The sequence below is a fragment of the Agrobacterium sp. 5Ca50 genome (assembly GCF_055381905.1).
Window position 1 is genome coordinate 2,725,367 of sequence record NZ_AP026438.1, and the last position, 18,800, is coordinate 2,744,166.

The window sequence follows — 18,800 nt, forward strand, 5'->3', positions numbered from 1 at the left end:
TCCCATGACCGAAACAGCCCCAATCAAGCCAATTCCCGTGACCGTTCTGACCGGCTATCTCGGTGCTGGTAAAACGACACTGCTCAACCGCATTCTCTCAGAGAACCACGGCAAGAAATATGCAGTTATCGTCAACGAGTTCGGTGAAATCGGCATCGACAACGATCTGATCGTTGAGTCTGATGAAGAAATCTACGAAATGAACAATGGCTGCGTCTGCTGCACCGTTCGTGGCGACCTTATTCGCGTTGTCGAAGGCCTGATGCGTCGTCCCGGCCGTTTTGATGGCATCATCGTCGAAACCACAGGTCTCGCAGACCCTGTTCCTGTTGCCCAGACCTTCTTCATGGATGACGATGTTCGCGCCAAGACCGAACTCGACGCCGTTGTGGCGCTGGTTGATGCCAAGCACCTGCCTCTGCGCCTGAAAGATAGCCGCGAAGCTGAAGACCAGATCGCCTTTGCCGACGTCGTCGTCATCAACAAGACTGACCTCGTCAGCCCGGAAGAGCTGGCCCGCATCGAAGATGTCGTGCATGCCATCAACCCATCCGCACGCGTTTACAAGACCACCCGCTCTGGCGTTGATCTTGCCCGCGTTCTTGATCAGGGTGCATTCAACCTTGAGCGCGCTTTGGAAAACGATCCGCATTTCCTTGAGCACGGCCATGAAGACCATGTCTGCGGCCCGGATTGCGGCCATGACCATCATGATCATGGACATCATCATCACGACCATGATGGCCACGATCATCACCACCACGATCACGGTCATGACCACCATCACCATCATGGCGATGTCTCGGCCATTCACGATGTCACGGTAAAGTCTGTCTCGCTGCGCGGCGGTGAAATGAACCCCGACCGCTTCTTCCCATGGATCCAGAAGGTTACCCAGACGGACGGTCCGAATATCCTGCGCCTCAAGGGCATCATCGCATTCAAGGGCGATGCCGAACGTTACGTCGTTCAGGGCGTTCACATGATCATCGAAGGTGATCACCAGCGTCCATGGAAAGACGGTGAAAAGCGTGAATCCCGCCTCGTTTTCATCGGCCGCGATCTTGATCGTGAAAAGCTGGAAAAGAGCTTCCACGCCTGCGAAGCAACGGCGTGATGCATGACATGTGCTTGAAGACCCGTTTTTCAGGCACGTCAGCGTAACCTCCAGACGTCCTCGGGCTTGACCTGGGGCGCCAGTCTCGAAATGTTGTCGATGGTCGGGCCAAACCCGACCATTACCATGATAGGGTAGCGTGAAAACGTCCCTGCAGGACCCAGAATACCAAACACAGAAAGACCGTTATTCAATGCCCACCGTTGCTCCATTTGATCTGGAAGGCCATGTCGTTTCCACGCATTTCCTTGGCGATATTCCTTTTTTCGCCACAGCGGCCGGCACAATTCACCGGCTTGATGGCGGTGAAAAAGTAACCGAAGCCCATCAGGGCCTGTTGACCTGCATTCGCGATCCTTACAGCGCCACACTGTTGACCGGCGGTGAAGATGGCAAGGTTCTGCGCGTGCTGCATGATGGCTCGTTCAATGAACTGGCCAATGTGCCGCGCAAGTGGATTTCAGTCGTCGCTGGCGGTCCGCAGAACAGCATCGCCTACGGTGTTGGAAAATCCACCTTCGTGCGCCTCGGTGATGGCAGCGTGAAGGAATTTACCGAAACCCGCACCGTCGAAGGCGTGGCCTTTGCGCCCAAGGGCATGCGCATTGCCGTTGCCCGTTACAATGGCGTTTCCCTGCATTGGGTTGGAATGGCTGGCGAGCCTGTCGATCTGGAGTGGAAGGGTGCGCATACCGGCGTCACCTTCTCGCAGGACGGCAAGTTCCTCGTCACCACCATGCAGGAAAATGCGCTGCATGGCTGGAAGATGGAAGCAACAAAGGGTGGTATGGAAGCGCGCCACATGCGCATGACCGGTTATCCAGCCAAGGTCAAATCACTGTCCTGGTCCGCCAAAGGCAAGTGGCTGGCGTCGTCAGGGGCACCTGCTGCTATCGTCTGGCCCTTCGCCGGCAAGGATGGCCCAATGGGCAAAGCGCCGCAGGAACTGGGCACACGCGCCAATATCATGGCGACCTGCGTCAGCTTCCACCCGGCGGAAGATGTACTGGCGATTGGCTTTATCGACGGCATGGTGCTGGGTGTCAGACTTGCAGACGGCAAGGAAGCACTGCTGCGCCGTCCCGGCAAAGGTGCCATCACCTCAATGTCATGGAGCAGCACCGGCAAACTGCTTGCTTTTGCCTCGGAAGCCGGTGACTGCGGCGTCATCGATATTTCCGGCTGACAGTCAGCGACTTAAAAGACCAGACGAAAAAAGGGGGCCTTACAGCCCCCTTTGAGTTTTCGGTGCATTTTGTTGCTCTTATGAAGTTATGGCATAAAGAGCATCACCGTTGATGCAGTTCCAATGGTAGCCGCGAATACCTATTATGCAAGCATATGCTAATGTTATAATAAAAAGTTAAGATTAACGTTTACAATTTTAACGAATACCGGAAGCGTAATAACGAAAATGCCCGGCCTCAACGAAGAGACCGGGCATCTTGAAAATCGATAGTTAAAGCGTCTTAGAACTTGTAGCCAACGCCGACGTTGACGACGTGTTCTCTGACTTTGAGGCTGTAGCTGTCAGCACCGTCGGTGTAGGTGTTCTTGCCGAAGTCATTGTAACGATATTCAGCACGGGCAAAGATGTTATCGGTTACGGCGTAGTCAACACCAGCACCGATTGTCCAGCCGTGGAATGTGTCGCTGTCGCTGTAGCCAGGAACAGAAATCTTACCGTTAGTGGCAGCATAACCACCTGCAGCGTAAACCAGCGCCTTGTCCATGGCATAACCAACGCGTGCACGTACAGAACCATTCAGGCCAGCTTCGATCTTCGCGCCGCCAAATGTCTTGTCAGCCCAGTTGTAAGCGAGCTCACCTTCAGCACCGAGAATGATCGAAGGTGCGATTTCGGCGTTGTAGCCAGCAAAACCACCGAAGCGTGCGCCGTTAAATGTAGTGGAACCAGCAAAGGTGTCGTCTTCCAGCTTTACCTTGTCCCAAGCGTAACCACCGGTCACACCGCCGTAGAAACCAGCCCACGAAAATGCAGGTGCAGCGTAGTCGGCGACAGGTGCGGCAGGCACCTCGTTCACAGCGTCAGCAGCATGGGCAACGCCCGACAAAGCAGATGCAGCAACTGCGGCGAGGATAAGATTTTTCAACATTAGTACATTCCTTGATATGATTGGCTCTGGCTACAACCTCTTCCTATGGTTGTCTATAACAAATATGTCACACTCGAAAATCCCCAGATGACTTTCGCGTTTAGGTTTATAAACGGTTACAAGAAGGGGACTTTATTCACACTTGAGTAGCGTTTGTCGCGTCACCGTTTAACAAACGCAGGCATGCAGGTGCTCGGCGAAGCCCTACGACCTTGCAATAAATTGCACCAAAACGCCCGAATGCGAATCAGATTACAAAACAAAGTATTAAGGCAGGCGTTTACAGGTTAACTAACCACGCCTGCCCCAAGTTTCCTGAGCTTTTAATCTGACTACCAGACCAGTTCCACCTGCGGCCGGCCATTCGATGTCTTCTCGGTCGTCCGGCCAGTGGCGTCGACGTTGCAATGCACGCGTTGCCTGAAAGCAGAGAAGCTCTCAAACGTCACGACATCGACAGGTTGATCAAAATGCAACGTTAACCTGTACCGCTCCGGACTGCCGCCAAGCGACTGCACGCCCAAAACCTCGGCCTCAAAAGCCTGTCCGAGATAGAAGCCACGCACCTGCGATCCCAACAAATAGGGATTGAATGGCGGACGGTTGCCGACGCGCGCATGTAGGGTATTCCAGTCACGAAATCCCATTTGTGCGGCAATCAGTTCCAGTGATTTTGAATGAGACATCTCCTGCCCCTCGGCCTGCAGCCGTGCGCGAAGACGTTTTGCCTGATCTTTCAAACTCTCAAGCGATGGCAGCGCCTGAGACACATGTGATTGTGATGCCGTATGAGCCACGACAGTTCTCCAACAAAAGCATGCTGTTCAGAAGGGGTCCGCGTTGCCATCGGATTGCATGCATAAATGCGGAAAACCGTGGTTCGACTAAGAGAGACTTCACCATGGCATATGCCTGCGGACGGCCGGTGCTCTCACCCGTGCCGCCGTTATACGAGATAAGGCCCGTCTTCGTCAAACGGGCCTCGCTAAAAGCTGCATCAAATGGAACTGCTGCGGTTATGACTATGCAATAAACCGCTCCGCTTGGGAGCTAGGGCCTTAGAAGCGGTAAGTGATACCGGCACCAATCAGCCAAGGATCAATCTTTGCCTTGCCGCTGACAGGACCAAGCACGTCATGTGTGGCAGTCCATTTGGTGTCGAGGAAGATCTTCTTCACGTCGAAGTTCACACCCCAGTTTTTGTTGATCATGTAGTCGGCACCAACCTGCAGCGCGTAACCAAAATCGTTCTTAACATCGAGATTGGAGAAACCGGGCTTTTCAGACTGGTTGTAGAACAGCGAGTAGTTCACACCGGCACCGACGTAAGGCTTGAAGTTGCCGAAATTGGTGAAGTGGTACTGCAGTGTCAGTGTGGGTGGCAGCAGCCAGGATTTACCAACCGCTACGCCATCTAGACCGCCGGTGCCATCGATCTTGGCATAGGTCGTGCCAAGAATGAGTTCTGCAGCGATATTGTCGGTGAAGAAATAGCTGATGTCGAGTTCCGGAATAACCGTATCGGAATAGGAGAGACCAGCGCCGGCCAGTTGATCAACAGAACCGCTGTCATGTGTGATAACGCCAACGCCACGAACACGGATCATCCACGGGCTCGCGGCCTCAATGGCTTCTTCAACGGTTGGCGCAGGCGCTGGTGGCGCGAGATCTGCAGCCATTGCGTTTGCACCGATCAATGCTACGCCAGCCATCAACATGACCCGCATTGCGTTCTTCGTGTTCATTTCATCTCTCCTTGTACCAATTGAGCACCGAAACCTGCTTTGCTCCATCAGCAACAGGATTGGCACGACAACATCGCCTGCGGTTTTGGAATAGGTTTTCCTGTCAGCAGGGTTGTTGGGAGAGACTATGAGACCCGAAATCACCACGGTGGTTTGAGCCAGATCAAACACACAGGTTTAACACTGCGTTTTGAAACGCGGAAAAGCGGGTCGCGACAAAAATGTCACACAAATAATAGTTGCCCGATATGACAATGGCCCCGAACGGGGCCATCGCACGGAATTTCAGGGAATCAAATTCAGTAGGAGAGCTTGCGGCCGCTGGCCACCAGCATGCCGGCGGCGCCATCCAGCCAACCGTCTTTCAACTCCAGCGCCAGAAAACGGTGACGCTCAAATGGACCTGGCATCACCAGATGCTGTGTTTTGGCTGCAAAGAAACCGAAACGTTCGTAATAGGGTGCATCGCCGACCAGCAGAACCGCACCATGGCCACGGTTGGCCGCTTCGGAAATCGCCGCACGCATCAAAGCTGCGCCAATACCCTTGCCTTCATGCAAGGAATCAACCGCAAGCGGGCCCAGCAGAAGCGCAGGTAGCGGACGACCTTCCGGCGTAACACCAGCTTCAACATTCCACAGGCGCACAGTGCCGATGACGTGACCATCATTGTCACGGGCAACAAGTGCCAAACCATCGGCCGGAATGCGGCCCTTGCGCAGCTTCTCGGAAGACTTGCGGCGACGGCCCGGGCCCATGGCACGGTCAAGCAGGTTTTCGCGCGCGACAACATCGCCCGGATTTTCAGCTTCGATATGGAATGTCTGCGGCGTGAAAAACGCCCGGACTGAATTGAGAACAGCGGCCATCACGGCCTCCCGTTACATAACCGCGCACAAGCGGCCCCAAAACAATATTGTGAATAAGCCGTCCCGGCCCCTCGCCGGCTCATCCTCACTGGAGGAGGTGCAGCAAGCAGGGGTTGCGCAAAGCGTGGCGCGAGGCCGGAACGGAAAGATCCGGGTTAATTGGCCGGAGCACTGACAGCCCGGCCAAAGAACACTCAGATCACATAGGCTTTGAGTGGCTCGAAACCGTTGAACGCCACCGCCGAATACGTGGTGGTGTATGCACCGGTGCCTTCGATCAGAACTTCATCGCCAATCGTCAGGGATACGGGCAGCGGATACATGTTCTTTTCGTACAGCACGTCGGCGCTGTCGCAGGTCGGGCCAGCCAGAACGCAAGGCTGCATTTCGTCCTGGTCACGCTCGGTGCGGATCGGGTAACGAATTGCTTCGTCCATGGTTTCAGCCAGACCACCGAACTTGCCAATGTCGAGGTACACCCAACGATGGTTGTCATTGTCGGACTTGCGCGAAACCAGCACGACTTCTGCCTTGATGACACCGGCGTTGCCGACCATGCCACGACCTGGCTCGATGATCGTCTGTGGGATCTGGTTGCCGAAGTGCGTACGAAGCGCAGCATCGATCGCCTGACCGTAAGCTTCTGCCGATGGAATGTCGCGCAGATACTTTGTCGGGAAACCACCGCCCATGTTGACCATCTTCAGGTGGATGCCCTGCTTGGCAAGCGAGGAGAAAACCCGCTTTGCATCGGAAAGAGCAGCGTCCCATGCGTCAAGGTTCAACATCTGCGAACCGACGTGAAAGGACACACCGTGGGATTCAAGGCCAAGCTGGTGTGCGTAAACCAGAACATCAACAGCCATCTGCGGTACGCAGCCGAACTTGCGAGAAAGCGGCCATTCGGCGCCTTCACCGTCAGTCAGGACGCGGCAAAACACACGCGACCCAGGGGCTGCACGGGCAATCTTTTCAACTTCTTCATGGCTGTCCACCGCAAACAGGCCAACGCCCAGTTCGAAAGCACGGGAAATGTCCCGCTCCTTCTTGATGGTGTTGCCGTAAGAAATACGGTCAGCAGTCGCACCGGCGTCAAGCGCCATCTGGATTTCGGCAACCGAAGCGCAGTCGAAGTTCGAGCCGAGGGAGGCGAGCAGCGACAGGATTTCAGGAGCCGGGTTTGCCTTCACGGCATAATAGATCGAGCTGTTCGGCAGCGCGTGCTCGAAAGCATGGTAGTTGTCGCGCACGACCTCGAGGTCAACCACGAGGCATGGGCCTTCAGGACGGCGGGTCTTGATGAAGTCAAGGATGCGTGCAGTCGTCATCGTTATAATCCCTGTATAATCCGGCTCCGGAAATTCCGGAGGACAAAGAACGCTCGAGATATGCTTACCGATCAGCCGGTGGAGGCGCAGATCAGTTGCATACGCTCAAGGCGCAAATATGGACAAAACCCTGCCACGGGAATTATCCGGCTTTGTCTGCCATAGATTGGAGGGATTGGACCCAACCGCACTTCCGGCAATGATGGTGTGCCTCTTTAGTACCCCGGCTGATGGAAAGCCGGCAGAGAACCAGAAAGGCCCGCACCGTCGTTGCTTCAGATGTCCTCGCATTTTCCGGTTGGCCGGAATAGCGACTGGAGGGGTTAGTTCCAGGTACCTTACCGAACTCCTCACCACATCGAGGGACGGCGGACACCCATGGGCACGTGCGACTTTGGGCAAAACGGGAAATAAGAATATTCGCCGTCATAATCAAGAGGATTTTTTCATCGAATTGAGGTTTTTTTCACCATGTATTTTTCCATTGAACAGCGACGCCCGAACGTTCAATTATATGGAACAAACAGGAGAGAACAGCCATGGATACCCTCACCCGCATCCGTGCATTTATTGACGTTGTCGAAGCGGAAGGTTTCTCGGCTGCAGCCCGCAAAACCGGGCGCTCCAAAGCATTGCTTTCGAAATATGTACGCGAGCTGGAAGACGATCTCGGCGCCCTGTTGCTGAACCGGACGACACGGCAGTTTTCGCTGACCGAAGCGGGCCATACCTATTACCGCACCGCCTCTGATATTCTGAAGGAAATCGACAACCTCGCCGACCTGGTGCGTGAGAACAATGCGGACCTGAAAGGCAAGTTGCGCATCTCGGTACCACGCACCTTCATCGACGCCGAAATCGGCCAGAGCCTGATCGACTTCGCCAAGGAAAATCCTGAGCTTCAGCTGGAGATTTTGGCAGAAGACCGTTTCGTTGACCTGATCGAGGAAGGTTTTGACCTTGCGGTGCGCATTACCAAGCTGGAAGATTCCGGTCTCATTGCCCGCAAGCTCTCCGATTTTCGAGTCTATGCTGTCGCCACAGCCGATTTTGTCGCCCAGTACGGTCCGCTAAATGAGCCGCAAGACATGTCCCGCGTGCCGTTCATTGTCGATACCAACTCACGCTTCCACAACAACATCAGATATTTCGAACCGAATGGCGCCAATGCCTCGGTGGCTGTCAGTGGCCCGATTGAGGTCAACTCGCCACAGGCCACATTGCGTGCGGCGCGAGCGGGACTGGGTGTCGCCATGGTACCGGACTTCATTGCCAAGCCCTATATCCAGTCCGGTGAACTGGTAACCCTGTTCGATGACTACATCGCTAGAGACCGAGGCATCTATGCGGTTTACCCTCATCGCCGTTATCTGCCCGCCAAAGTGCGCAGCTTTGTCGACTTCCTGTCGAACTGGTTTCGCAAGAACGGATAGGTCACCGATAAATTGATCGTGAGCTGAGTCGAAATTCGGTCCCATTTTCCGCTAAAACTGGCTGACAGATTCGCGAAGGGCACATGGGTTGATGAAAAAGACAAGAACTGCAATTGCGGCTGGGCTGTTGCTCGCCCCTGCCCCGGCCTTTGCCCATCCGCATATCTTTGCAGAAGCACGTCTTGAGGTCATTGCCGGTTCACACGGCAACATCAGCGAACTGCGCAACATCTGGCGTTTTGACGAAATGTTTTCTGCCAGTGTGATGCTGGATTTCGACAAGAACAGCGATCTGAAGCTCGACAAGGATGAGTTGGCCGAAGTGGGCAAGGTGGTACATGAATCGCTTGCCGACTTCGACTATTATACCTTCGTGACCGAAGACGGGAAAAAGACCGAGCTTGCCAAACCGGACGCCATTCATGTCGATTACGACAACGGCCAGATCCTGATGTTCTTTTCGATCAAGCCCGCCAAGCCGATGCCAATGAAAGGCAAGATGAGCTTCGGTGTGTGGGATCCGACCATGTATACCGCGATCGATTTCGCAAATGATACAGATCTGGCCACCAAGGGAGACGGTTTTAACGCCTGTAAACGTGCCGTCATCCGCCCGGACGCCGATGAGGTTCTGGCGCAGAACCAGTCTACCTTGACGGACGCGTTTTTTAACGACCCAACCGGAACAGACATGTCGAAACTGTTTTCGACAAGGCTGGAGGTAACCTGCCCATGACAAGCAGATTGAACCGCATGGTGCCGCTTCTTTTGATAAGTGGCGTCTTTCTGGCAACGGCTGCCCATGCGCAATCTCCGCTTGGCATTGGCTCTGCGGAGCCATCCTTTTCCGTATCAGGTCCATTCGGTTCATTTTTCGCCTGGATCAACATGCACCAGCAAAGCTTCTATCGCGCCCTGACCGGTGCATTAAAAGCGATGCGCGAAGATCCTTGGGCCCTGGCCTCGCTTATCGGCCTTTCCTTCGCATATGGTGTGTTCCATGCCGCTGGTCCCGGCCACGGCAAGGCAGTCATCTCCTCCTACATGATTGCCAATGAGACGGAGCTGCGTCGCGGAGTGCTCATCTCGTTCATTTCGGCGGTGCTGCAGGGCATCGTCGCAATTCTGCTGGTTGGTGCGGCCTATCTGGTCCTGCGCGGCACGTCGATCACCATGACAAAGGCCACACAAGCCATGGAGATTGCCAGCTTTGCGATGATCGCCCTGTTTGGCGCATGGCTGCTGGTGCGCAAATTGCGCAGCATTATGGTGCGTGAACCGGCCGCTGCCCCTGTTGTGGTTGAAAATGCTGGCGCAAGCGCCCTTGGAACCAAGGGCATGGGAACCGGCCTCAAATTTAAGGGACAACAGGTTTTCCCTGATCATCAGCACAGTGGCGCCGGCAATGTTTGCTCGACATGCGGTCACGCCCACACACCGGACCCATCCATGTTGCGGTCTCGTGATTTCAGTCTGCATGAGGCATGGTCTGCCATCATTGCAGTGGGCTTGCGCCCCTGTTCAGGCGCGATCATCGTCATGAGCTTTTCGCTGTTGAACAGCCTCTATCTCGGCGGCGTCCTGTCTGTATTGGCAATGTCGATCGGCACGGCGATCACCGTATCCATCCTGGCCACATTGGCCGTCATGGCCAAGGACGTGGCTGTTCGTTACGCAGGTTCCGGCACCACCAAAGCCATGCGCGTCGCCACCGTCATTGAAATTGCCGGTGCGCTGTTTGTGTTGTTGATGGGCCTCGCCTTGCTCGGCGCTTCCTTGCAGTCCTGATGCGCCACGCAGTCAGGTGTCAGACTGGTCCTTGCGACGCTGGTACCGCCCGCGCAGCCAGAACAGAAGAAAGAATGACAGCACTGCCATCGCGCCAAATGCCGCAGCCAGCCAGGGCGAATAATCCGCCAGCCACAGCATGATGTTTGGCATCACAAAAAACAGCAGGGCAACGCCAACAAAAATCACGGCAGCAGCAAAAACAGGCGAACGTCCTTTTGGATCAGCACTGGTCATGCGGACATCCCCGCGCGGATATCTTCCAGTTTCCGTTTCTGTGAGCCATCAGCATCGAAATTGTCAGGATCGAGCCATGCCTCAAAGGCATCACGGATCACAGGCCATTCGCTGTCAATGATCGAAAACCATGCGGTATCGCGGTTCGCACCCTTTGACACCATGTGTTGACGGAACACACCTTCGAAAGTAAAGCCGTAACGTCTCGCCGTGACCTTGCTCGGCTCGTTTTCATTATGGCATTTCCACTCGTAGCGGCGATAACCAAGATCCTCGAACACATGTTTGGCCATCAGGTAATGAACTTCGGTGGAAAGCGCTGAGCGCTTCATCGCTGCGCCATGCGCCACGGAACCAACCTCGATCACGCCATTGGCAGGATCTGGCCGCATGTAGCTTGCCATACCAACAACGGTACCGCCGGCATTTTCGGCAAATACCAAAGTGACCCAGCCGAGTTTCTGCTGCGCGCCTTCGATCCAGTCACCAAACGCATCAGCATTCGGGAAGGCTTGCTGCGGGAAATATTTCAAAAGGGCGTTGGTTTCCAGACCGCCAAGGGCATCCCAGAGTTTCTGCAGATGTGCGGTGCGATCAAATGGCTGTGCGGTGACGTACTTTCCCTTAAGCGTCACCGGTTTTGGAGCCGGACATCCCTTGAAATCAGCAAGATCGCGCATTCTTTTCCTCACCATTTTGTTGAGAAAAGATGTAGGCCAGTCATTGCTCAAAAACAACAGCATATCGGGCAGTAGGGTTGCCACCTAACGCGCAACCCCGCCGAAATCTTTATCAGGCCTTAGCGGCTGAAACCGTCGCTTCAATGTGGTCGACCAGCGCATCCGGCAACCCAAGTCGGCCGGCCAACAGGTCAAGATAACCGCGTTCTGCGCGTGTATCTGGATCAATCGTCAGGCGGGATGCCGTATAAAGCTCCACCTTCTGTTCTTCGCTCTTGGCAGCGGCCACAAGCGCATCGAGATCGAGCGGTTCAGCCAACTCTTTTTCAATGAAGCGTTCAGCTTCCGTATCGAGACCGGAAATCTGTACCTTTTCCATGATACGCACGCGTTCACCGGCATCAATGTGACCGTCAGCCTTGGCAGCAGCAATCATCGCCTGCACCAGCGTCAGGGCAAAATCATTGGATAGTGTTGGCGCCTGAGGGTGGAAGGGCGAATCTGCCGGCGGCGGCAGAAGTTCAGTTGTCGGCTCAGGCTGCGGTACGTTTTGCGGCGCCTGCCCGGATTTGTAGTTCTGATATGCGAGATAACCAAGACCGGCAATGGCAGCGATACCGCCCACGGTTGCCGCGTTGCCCGCCAGCTTGCGGCCGGTCTTTGTGCCAAGAATAGCTGCGGCAAGTGCGCCGGTTTTCAGCGGGTTGTTCTTGGCGATATCGGCAGCCTGACCTGCTCTGTCACGAACAGTCCCTGAAAGTCCCGGCACCTGGGAACCAAGGAATTGTTCAAGAAGCTTCTTGGCGTCGAACATCAAAATCTCCTGTTTCGATCAAACTCGTCACTGGAGATAGGAACGGCAATAGCCAAATACAAATCACAAAAAAAGCAGCGTGACGGATATCACGCTGCTTCGCGAAAATTCTGGTCTTGCGGTCTGATTAGACGGCGAGAGCCGCTGCTTCTGCTGCCAGCTTGGTAATGCCTGCCCAGTCACCCGTTGCCACCAGCTCACGCGGCGCAACCCATGAACCGCCAACGCAGACGACATTTGGCAATGACAGATAGTCATTGGCGTTCTTCAGCGAAATGCTGCCGGTTGGGCAGAAGAAGGTGCCCGCCAACGGCGAAGACAGTGCCTTGAGGTAAGGTGCGCCACCAGCCTGCTCGGCCGGGAAGAACTTCAAAACCTTGTAACCTTCATCGCGCAACGCCATGACTTCGCTGGCGGTTGCAGCACCTGGCAGCAACGGAACCTTGGAATTTTTGGCAGCATCCAGAACGCTTCTGTTAACGCCTGGGCTAACGATAAAGGTCGAACCAGCTTCAACAGCCGCGTCGAAATCCCGAGCATTGAGAATGGTGCCAGCGCCGACATGCGCGCCTTCAACCTCTTCAGCTACGGCGCGCACGGCATCAAGCGCCGCAGGTGTGCGCATGGTGATTTCGATGGCCTTCAGACCACCAGCAACCAGTGCACGCGCCAGCGGGACGGCAGAGGCAACGCTGTCAACAATCAGAACAGGCACAACCGGCTGAAGTTTCAGGATGGAAAGAAGTTTTTCAGAGTCCTGCGCCATTACGGTGCCTCCCAGATATGAAACGATTGAATTACAGGTGATGAATTATCGCGTCGTGATTGTCCTGTCGAGACTAAAGCAAATATTTCAGGCAAATTGCTTTTTCCAAACGAAACCATGAGATAGTGTGCCACAAAATTGGACATGGGCTTGCATGGCAAAAGAAATAGAACGCAAATTTCTCGTTTCGGGCGATGGATGGAAAACCGACGTGTCCTCCAGCATGACCTTCCGTCAAGGATATGTCGTTTCAACAGAAAACCGCTCAGTCCGCGTACGCATCGTCAACGATGAAGACGCCACACTGACGATCAAGATTGGCGCCAGCAGTCTTGTACGCGACGAATATGAATATTCGATAGCGCTTGGCGATGCGCAAGAGATGATCGGCACCGCCATTGGCAATGTCATCCAGAAAACCCGCCACCTTGTCGAGCACAACAACTTCACCTGGGAAGTTGATGTCTTCGAAGGTGTATATGGCGGTCTGGTCGTTGCCGAAGTGGAACTGACATCTGTTGACGACACTCCCGACCTGCCAACATGGCTGGGCCGTGAAGTGACCGGCGACAAACGGTATTCAAACCAATATCTGGCCACGGAAAACCTGCTCGGGGAACTGCCGGATGTCGTATCGTCTTGATCCTGCAAAACCATTTGCGGAAGAGGTGCGCAAACTAGGAAATGCGCTTCTGGCAGACGCCATTGCCATTTTGTCTGATACAACTGGCGATCGCCACGAAGCCATTCATGAGGCACGCAAGAAGTTCAAGCGTCTGCGTGGCCTCTACCGGCTGATCAGGCCGCTGGCGCCTGGTTTTTTCAAAACCGAAAATGCCCGCTTGCGTGACGTTGCCCGTTCGCTTTCCGGTGCACGCGATGCCGCCGCTCTGGTCGAAAACATCAATTACCTTCACCAGCACGCTCGTTCCGCCGCAGAAGCCGAAGCACTTGATATGGCACGCACCGCACTGACGCAAAGACGTGATCGCATTTACAGCGAAGAAGGTGATCTCTCAGGTGTCATCAACGCTGCCATAGCCGAGTGCGAAAAAGCGCTGATCGCCGTGCAGGGCCTGTCCTTGCCTGATAGCAGGCGTAGCGTCGCCAAAAGCATTGCCAGGGCGTGGCTGACAAATGGCAAAAAGGCCGCCCTTGCGCAGCAAGAATGCCGCAAGGGAGAAAAAGCGGAAGCTTTCCACGACCTGCGCAAATGTTGCCAGACCTACCGCATGTATCTCGCCTTGCTGCGAAAAATCTGGCCCTCAGCAATGCTGGCCAAGGAAAAGAACGCCACAGCTCTCGCTGAACTGCTGGGTCACCAGAATGACCTTTCGGTGCTAGCCGCCTGTGCAGATCGCGAACCCGATATTTTCGGCAATGGCGATACACTGGCCCGGTTGCTGGACGCCATCATCAACCAGCAGCAGAAGCTGGAACAAACATCTCTCGAGCTGTCTGAGCTCGTTTTCCGCGATCGCCCAGACGCCGAAAGCAAAACCATCAAATCACTCTGGAAACGGGCATGCGCTGCATGAGAATGCCTGTACGCCAGGGGATTTGACAAAATTCAAAATCACCTGAACCCTGTAAAAATCGTAGAATCCGCATTGCGTAGCGTGCCGTCTGGCTGTATTTCAGCGCCATGACCGACACAACAATTCTTCCGCGCCCGGAAGCCACTGGCGAATTTCTCGTGGCTGCCCTTTATCATTTCGCAAGCTTTCCGCAGTTTGAAAGCTTCCGCGAAACGCTGTTCCGCGCCTGCCAGGAAAATGGCATCAAGGGCACGCTGCTGCTGGCCCATGAAGGTATCAACGGCACGATTGCCGGGACGGACGAAGGAATTGCCAAAATTCTGGCTTTCATCCGCTCGCAACCGGAATTTTCCGCGCTGGAACACAAGGAAAGCCGCGCTTCCAAAATGCCGTTCGTGCGCATGAAGGTGAAGCTGAAAAAAGAAATCGTCACCATGGGTGTGCCGGATATCGATCCGAAGAAGATTGTTGGCACCTATGTCGACCCGAAGGACTGGAACGCGCTGATCTCGGATCCTGAGACGATCCTGATCGATACGCGTAATGATTATGAAACGGCAATCGGCATCTTCAAGGATGCTGTCGATCCGAACACCAAGACATTTCGCGAGTTTCCAGACTGGGTGAAAAACAATCCCGGCCTGCACAACAAGCCGAAAATCGCCATGTATTGCACAGGCGGTATTCGCTGTGAGAAGGCCACTGCTTTCATGAAAGAGCAGGGTTTTGAAGAGGTTTACCACCTCAAGGGCGGCATTCTCAAATATCTGGAAGAAATCCCGCAGGAAGAAAGCCTCTGGGAAGGCGCATGTTTCGTGTTCGATGAGCGCGTTTCGGTGACCCACGGACTGGCCGAAGGCAACCACCAGCTTTGCCACGCCTGCCGCAATCCAATTACCCCAGACGTTCGCCTGTCCCCTATGTTCGAGGAAGGCGTATCTTGCCCGGGTTGTTATGAGGAACGCACGGAAGAAGACCGTCAGCGTTTTCGTGACCGTCAGCAGCAGATCATGTTGGCCAAGAAACGCGGTCAAAAACACATCGGCAGTTAAGCCGATCCAGTCTACGCCAACACGGCTTATATCAAAATGCTGGGGCATACTGATTTGAACGTCAGTGTGCCCTTGTCTTTTGGAATTTGATCGTCCCGGAAACAGGCAGGCTGAATACACGCAAAGCCGCTCAGCCAAATGCCCTTTGCTCGTCACGGGGCAAGGTTGCCTTCTGGCGTTCCAACAGCAAAGTTACCTCTTCCGGCGAAACCGGCTTTGAGAACAGATATCCCTGCAATTCGTCGCAACCGCATAATTGCAGAATGGATGCCTGCTCGACGCTTTCCACGCCTTCAGCCGTGACAGGAATTTCCAGCGAGCGCGCCAACGCTACGGTCGCTTCCAGCATGTCAAGCGAACGGCCACCATTCTCCAGAGCCGCGACCAGAGAGCGATCAATCTTCATTCTATTAAAACCGAAACGGCGCAGATATCCGACACTGGCAAAACCTGCGCCAAAATCATCCAGCGCAATCTGAACACCAAGAGCCTTCAGCTTCTCGATGACAAAGCTGGCACGTTCAGGATGCTGGATGAAATAGCCTTCTGTCATCTCCAAGCGTAGCCGCTCCGGCTCCATCTGGGTTTGACGCAACACATCATGCACAGAGGTTGAGAAGGACGGATTTCTGAACTGAACCGGAGAGATATTCACCGACAGTTTGATCTCTGGCCAGCGTCGGGCGGTCATGCAGGCTTTGCGCAACACGATTAGACCCAACTGGTCAATAAGACCGCTGGTTTCCGCGACCGGGATAAACACCTCTGGAGACACAGGACCGTGCCCATCACGGTTCCAGCGCACCAGGGCCTCGACCCCCGTGATGCGGCGGCTTTTTGCACTGACGACAGGTTGGAAAACGACCGTCAATTCATCTTTTTCAATCGCACGACGCAAATCCGCTTCCAGCATGTTGCGGTCTTCGCGTTCGGTATCCAACTGCGCATGATAGGAGACCCAGCGACCGCGGCCATTTTCTTTGGCTTCATACATCGCCATATCGGCGCGTCTCAGCAATTCCTCGCCGTCAACCTCCCCGCGCTCGGAGGTCGCAACGCCAATGCTGCAGCCGATCGTTGCGACGCGCTCACCAATCACGAATGGTTCGGAAAACAGCAACAGACAGGCCTCACAGAGATCAAGGCACTGCTGCTTAGAATAGGGACCGTTGATGGCAACAGCAAATTCATCGCCGCCCAAACGTGCAAGAACCGCTCCCTGCGGCACCAGCATCTTCAGGCCGGCAGCAACGCCCTTGATCAGACGGTCACCCGTTCCGTGTCCGTAGGAATCGTTGACTTCCTTGAAACCATCCAGATCGAGATAGAGAAGGTTGACCTCATCGGACCCTAGGCGGGCCTTGGCAACCATCTGCTCAAGCCGCTGGAAAAGTCCGGCGCGGTTATAAAGGCCGCTGAGACGATCCCGCAGCGCCTCTTCCTTGGCGTGCGCCTCATCAGTCTTGATACGGCCAATAATTTTTGAGCCGACAAAAAACAGCGTCAGGAAAAACAGGCCGGCAATTACCACAGCCAGAAGAACGGTCGGACGCACCTCCCGGAAGCTGACATCACCAGGAGCACGCGAACGCCAGGTCAATTTGCCAAGCACCTCACCTTGCGGGCTGAAGATGTTCACAAAATAGCGAGCGTCAAAGTTGGCTTTACGTAATTGCAGACCATCGACAACATAGGTTTTCGACAGGCGCTTGATCTTGGCAGTGTCCAGATGACGGGCGAACACCAGATAACGACGTGTCTCACCAGCGGGAACGTCAAGTGCCATCTTGGGGCGGATGAGTGCTGCGCCGATAACGGTAATGCCGCGGTCCGATTGGACAAAGCCGGTCGCCTCTGGGTTCTGGCCGAAAGGTATCTGCCGGACAGTCTTGAGCAGCTCTGTCAGACCGGTCGGAAACAGTTCCTGCGGAGAACGCAGAACCGGCTGCCCAAACTGATAAAACATCTGAACACGGTCATTTTCGTCGATCACCAGCGCCGTATCAAACAACTCGCTGTTGACAGTCATATCGCCGTAGTTGCTGACAACCCAGTCGTGGCCATTGGCAGCATAAACAAACTGGGCAGCATCATCCCAGGCAGCATAGTCGTTTAGCGTTGCACCCAACTGCGCCTGAAACGTCTCCAACGCACCGGTAATGGTTTCGCGTGAACGTTCCTCATCCAGCTTGTTGGTGTTCTGGGCAACGTCGTTCAGAGCAGACAAAACGAGCATCGTGACGACTGTTACAATAACGGCCAAAGCAGCAAGGAGAGCAGTGACGATGCGACGCCACTCTCTTTGCGATGTATTCACGACGTCTCGCGGTTTGGTCCGCATGCAATTCCCTTCGAGAAAACAACACTTTCCGGGGAAATTGTTCAAAAGATATTAAATCTGCGACCGGCTACCCCCTTAAAAAGCACAGGTATGAAACTGTAGTCGGCTAAGGGGAGTTTTTCGGACAATAAAAAGCCTTCCTCGCTTTTGCGAGGAAGGCCCATAAACTCTAGGTTATTTCGCGGTAAAATGCTTACCAGGAAGGGATAACCGTGCCCTTGAATTCGTCGGTGATGTAAGCCTTCACTTCCGGGCTCTGGTAGGATTCAACCAGAGTTTTTACCCATGGCTGGTCCTTGTCGGCAGTGCGCACAACGATGATGTTGGCGTAAGGCGACTTTTCGCTTTCAATAGCGATAGCATCGGTCTTCGGATTAAGGCCACCCTGCGAAGCGTAGTTGGTGTTGATGACCGAAGCATCGGTATCATCAAGCGCGCGTGGCAGCTGGGCAGCATCCAATTCTGCAAACTGCAGGTTCTTCGGGTTTTCGATAACGTCAGCAGGCGTTACTTTGAGACCAGCTTCTTCCTTGACCTTGATCAGACCCTTGGAGGCCAGTACCAGCAGAGCGCGGCCGCCATTGGTCGGGTCGTTCGGAATACCGATTGTCGCGCCGTCCTTCAATTCGTCCAGGCTCTTTACCTTCTTGGAGTAAACGCCCATCGGAGTGGTGATGGTTGTGCCAACGCTGACGAGGTCGAACTTGCGGTCGGCAACCTGGTTGTCGAGGTATGGCTGGTGCTGGAAGGAGTTGGCGTTCAGTTCGCCGTCATTCAGCGCCTGGTTCGGAACAACGTAATCAGAGAATTCGAGAATTTCGAGGTCGAGATCCTTCTTGGCAGCCACTTCCTTGACCACTTCCATGATCTTGGCATGTTCGCCTGGCGTTACACCGATCTTGATGGTTTCAGCCAGCGCGCTGCCGGTGGAAAACAGGGCAGCGAGGGAAGCTGCGATAATCAGTTTTTTCATGT

At 54.5% G+C, this 18,800-nt stretch carries 19 protein-coding genes; 8 read left to right on the forward strand and 11 right to left on the reverse strand.

The features are described from left to right. Window positions 1-4 precede the first annotated feature (4 nt). Window positions 5-1,117: a CobW family GTP-binding protein gene (locus ACZ5FM_RS13220; RefSeq protein WP_192488051.1), complete on the forward strand. Its 1,113-nt coding sequence runs from the start codon at window positions 5-7 to the stop codon at window positions 1,115-1,117. Window positions 1,118-1,310: 193 nt separating this feature from the next. Next, the gene (locus ACZ5FM_RS13225) at window positions 1,311-2,303 is read left to right on the forward strand and encodes a WD40 repeat domain-containing protein (protein WP_250982253.1); all 993 of its coding nucleotides are present in this window, start codon (window positions 1,311-1,313) and stop codon (window positions 2,301-2,303) included. 283 nt (window positions 2,304-2,586) lie between these two features. Here ACZ5FM_RS13225 and ACZ5FM_RS13230 read toward each other — a convergent pair whose 3' ends face one another. The 5 genes from ACZ5FM_RS13230 to odc2 form a co-directional block, all read right to left on the reverse strand. Continuing rightward, window positions 2,587-3,234, reverse strand: a complete 648-nt coding sequence (locus ACZ5FM_RS13230) for an outer membrane protein (protein WP_250982254.1) — start codon at window positions 3,232-3,234, stop codon at window positions 2,587-2,589. Between the two features lie 332 nt (window positions 3,235-3,566). Then, window positions 3,567-4,031: a glyoxalase superfamily protein gene (locus ACZ5FM_RS13235; protein WP_464038911.1), complete on the reverse strand. Its 465-nt coding sequence runs from the start codon at window positions 4,029-4,031 to the stop codon at window positions 3,567-3,569. A 261-nt stretch (window positions 4,032-4,292) separates the two neighbouring features. After that, window positions 4,293-4,979, reverse strand: a complete 687-nt coding sequence (locus tag ACZ5FM_RS13240; protein WP_464038912.1) for an OmpW/AlkL family protein — start codon at window positions 4,977-4,979, stop codon at window positions 4,293-4,295. Between the two features lie 299 nt (window positions 4,980-5,278). Next, window positions 5,279-5,848, reverse strand: a complete 570-nt coding sequence (locus ACZ5FM_RS13245; RefSeq protein WP_192488046.1) for a GNAT family N-acetyltransferase — start codon at window positions 5,846-5,848, stop codon at window positions 5,279-5,281. A gap of 194 nt (window positions 5,849-6,042) precedes the next feature. Further along, entirely contained in the window at window positions 6,043-7,176 is a 1,134-nt protein-coding gene (gene odc2, locus ACZ5FM_RS13250) for an ornithine/lysine decarboxylase (RefSeq protein ID WP_192488045.1), read from the reverse strand. Window positions 7,177-7,715: 539 nt separating this feature from the next. On the opposite strand from odc2, the gene ACZ5FM_RS13255 reads away from it, so the two are divergent. The 3 genes from ACZ5FM_RS13255 (at window position 7,716) to ACZ5FM_RS13265 (ending at window position 10,397) form a co-directional block, all read left to right on the forward strand. Beyond that, window positions 7,716-8,609: a LysR family transcriptional regulator gene (locus ACZ5FM_RS13255; protein ID WP_192488044.1), complete on the forward strand. Its 894-nt coding sequence runs from the start codon at window positions 7,716-7,718 to the stop codon at window positions 8,607-8,609. Between the two features lie 91 nt (window positions 8,610-8,700). Next, a complete protein-coding gene (locus ACZ5FM_RS13260; protein ID WP_464038913.1) occupies window positions 8,701-9,345 on the forward strand; it encodes a DUF1007 family protein in 645 nt (214 codons plus the stop codon). Next, window positions 9,342-10,397, forward strand: coding sequence for a nickel/cobalt transporter (locus ACZ5FM_RS13265; protein WP_464038914.1), 1,056 nt, complete (start codon window positions 9,342-9,344; stop codon window positions 10,395-10,397). The genes ACZ5FM_RS13260 and ACZ5FM_RS13265 overlap by 4 nt, the downstream gene beginning before the upstream one ends. Before the next feature lie 12 nt (window positions 10,398-10,409). Here the strand turns inward: ACZ5FM_RS13265 and ACZ5FM_RS13270 are convergent, their stop codons facing one another. The 4 genes from ACZ5FM_RS13270 to ACZ5FM_RS13285 all read right to left on the reverse strand — a co-directional run bounded on the left by ACZ5FM_RS13270 (window position 10,410) and on the right by ACZ5FM_RS13285 (window position 12,894). Beyond that, window positions 10,410-10,634 carry a hypothetical protein gene (locus ACZ5FM_RS13270; RefSeq protein ID WP_464038915.1) on the reverse strand — a complete coding sequence of 75 codons (225 nt, stop codon included), beginning with the start codon at window positions 10,632-10,634 and terminating at the stop codon, window positions 10,410-10,412. Next, the gene (locus ACZ5FM_RS13275; RefSeq protein ID WP_464038916.1) at window positions 10,631-11,314 is read right to left on the reverse strand and encodes a GNAT family N-acetyltransferase; all 684 of its coding nucleotides are present in this window, start codon (window positions 11,312-11,314) and stop codon (window positions 10,631-10,633) included. Before ACZ5FM_RS13275 ends, ACZ5FM_RS13270 begins: the two co-directional genes overlap by 4 nt. Before the next feature lie 112 nt (window positions 11,315-11,426). Continuing rightward, on the reverse strand, window positions 11,427-12,128 hold the full coding sequence (locus ACZ5FM_RS13280) for a tellurite resistance TerB family protein (protein WP_464038917.1): 702 nt from the start codon (window positions 12,126-12,128) through the stop codon (window positions 11,427-11,429). 127 nt (window positions 12,129-12,255) lie between these two features. After that, window positions 12,256-12,894, reverse strand: a complete 639-nt coding sequence (locus tag ACZ5FM_RS13285) for a 2-dehydro-3-deoxy-phosphogluconate aldolase (protein WP_464038918.1) — start codon at window positions 12,892-12,894, stop codon at window positions 12,256-12,258. A 154-nt stretch (window positions 12,895-13,048) separates the two neighbouring features. Here ACZ5FM_RS13285 and ACZ5FM_RS13290 point away from each other — a divergent pair, with 154 nt between their 5' ends. The 3 genes from ACZ5FM_RS13290 (at window position 13,049) to trhO (ending at window position 15,484) form a co-directional block, all read left to right on the forward strand. Continuing rightward, window positions 13,049-13,537: a CYTH domain-containing protein gene (locus ACZ5FM_RS13290; RefSeq protein ID WP_464038919.1), complete on the forward strand. Its 489-nt coding sequence runs from the start codon at window positions 13,049-13,051 to the stop codon at window positions 13,535-13,537. Continuing rightward, complete coding sequence (locus ACZ5FM_RS13295) at window positions 13,521-14,432, forward strand: CHAD domain-containing protein (RefSeq protein WP_464038920.1); 912 nt, start codon at window positions 13,521-13,523, stop codon at window positions 14,430-14,432. Before ACZ5FM_RS13290 ends, ACZ5FM_RS13295 begins: the two co-directional genes overlap by 17 nt. 107 nt (window positions 14,433-14,539) lie before the next feature. Then, complete coding sequence (gene trhO / locus ACZ5FM_RS13300; protein WP_250982264.1) at window positions 14,540-15,484, forward strand: oxygen-dependent tRNA uridine(34) hydroxylase TrhO; 945 nt, start codon at window positions 14,540-14,542, stop codon at window positions 15,482-15,484. 130 nt (window positions 15,485-15,614) lie between these two features. On the opposite strand, the gene ACZ5FM_RS13305 is transcribed toward trhO, so the two are convergent. Together ACZ5FM_RS13305 and ACZ5FM_RS13310 are read right to left on the reverse strand one after the other, a co-directional pair. After that, window positions 15,615-17,825, reverse strand: coding sequence for a bifunctional diguanylate cyclase/phosphodiesterase (locus ACZ5FM_RS13305; protein ID WP_464038921.1), 2,211 nt, complete (start codon window positions 17,823-17,825; stop codon window positions 15,615-15,617). A gap of 193 nt (window positions 17,826-18,018) precedes the next feature. Continuing rightward, entirely contained in the window at window positions 18,019-18,798 is a 780-nt protein-coding gene (locus tag ACZ5FM_RS13310) for a MetQ/NlpA family ABC transporter substrate-binding protein (protein ID WP_259142546.1), read from the reverse strand. Window positions 18,799-18,800 lie beyond the last annotated feature (2 nt).

Coding starts and splice junctions, on each gene's coding strand:
- ACZ5FM_RS13220 (WP_192488051.1), top strand. CDS start 5: ATGACCGAAACAGCCCCAATCAAGCCAATTCCCGTGACCGTTCTGACC.
- ACZ5FM_RS13225 (WP_250982253.1), top strand. CDS start 1,311: ATGCCCACCGTTGCTCCATTTGATCTGGAAGGCCATGTCGTTTCCACG.
- ACZ5FM_RS13230 (WP_250982254.1), bottom strand. CDS start 3,234: ATGTTGAAAAATCTTATCCTCGCCGCAGTTGCTGCATCTGCTTTGTCG.
- ACZ5FM_RS13240 (WP_464038912.1), bottom strand. CDS start 4,979: ATGAACACGAAGAACGCAATGCGGGTCATGTTGATGGCTGGCGTAGCA.
- ACZ5FM_RS13245 (WP_192488046.1), bottom strand. CDS start 5,848: ATGGCCGCTGTTCTCAATTCAGTCCGGGCGTTTTTCACGCCGCAGACA.
- odc2 (WP_192488045.1), bottom strand. CDS start 7,176: ATGACGACTGCACGCATCCTTGACTTCATCAAGACCCGCCGTCCTGAA.
- ACZ5FM_RS13255 (WP_192488044.1), top strand. CDS start 7,716: ATGGATACCCTCACCCGCATCCGTGCATTTATTGACGTTGTCGAAGCG.
- ACZ5FM_RS13260 (WP_464038913.1), top strand. CDS start 8,701: ATGAAAAAGACAAGAACTGCAATTGCGGCTGGGCTGTTGCTCGCCCCT.
- ACZ5FM_RS13265 (WP_464038914.1), top strand. CDS start 9,342: ATGACAAGCAGATTGAACCGCATGGTGCCGCTTCTTTTGATAAGTGGC.
- ACZ5FM_RS13270 (WP_464038915.1), bottom strand. CDS start 10,634: ATGACCAGTGCTGATCCAAAAGGACGTTCGCCTGTTTTTGCTGCTGCC.
- ACZ5FM_RS13275 (WP_464038916.1), bottom strand. CDS start 11,314: ATGCGCGATCTTGCTGATTTCAAGGGATGTCCGGCTCCAAAACCGGTG.
- ACZ5FM_RS13280 (WP_464038917.1), bottom strand. CDS start 12,128: ATGTTCGACGCCAAGAAGCTTCTTGAACAATTCCTTGGTTCCCAGGTG.
- ACZ5FM_RS13285 (WP_464038918.1), bottom strand. CDS start 12,894: ATGGCGCAGGACTCTGAAAAACTTCTTTCCATCCTGAAACTTCAGCCG.
- ACZ5FM_RS13290 (WP_464038919.1), top strand. CDS start 13,049: ATGGCAAAAGAAATAGAACGCAAATTTCTCGTTTCGGGCGATGGATGG.
- ACZ5FM_RS13295 (WP_464038920.1), top strand. CDS start 13,521: ATGTCGTATCGTCTTGATCCTGCAAAACCATTTGCGGAAGAGGTGCGC.
- trhO (WP_250982264.1), top strand. CDS start 14,540: ATGACCGACACAACAATTCTTCCGCGCCCGGAAGCCACTGGCGAATTT.
- ACZ5FM_RS13305 (WP_464038921.1), bottom strand. CDS start 17,825: ATGCGGACCAAACCGCGAGACGTCGTGAATACATCGCAAAGAGAGTGG.
- ACZ5FM_RS13310 (WP_259142546.1), bottom strand. CDS start 18,798: ATGAAAAAACTGATTATCGCAGCTTCCCTCGCTGCCCTGTTTTCCACC.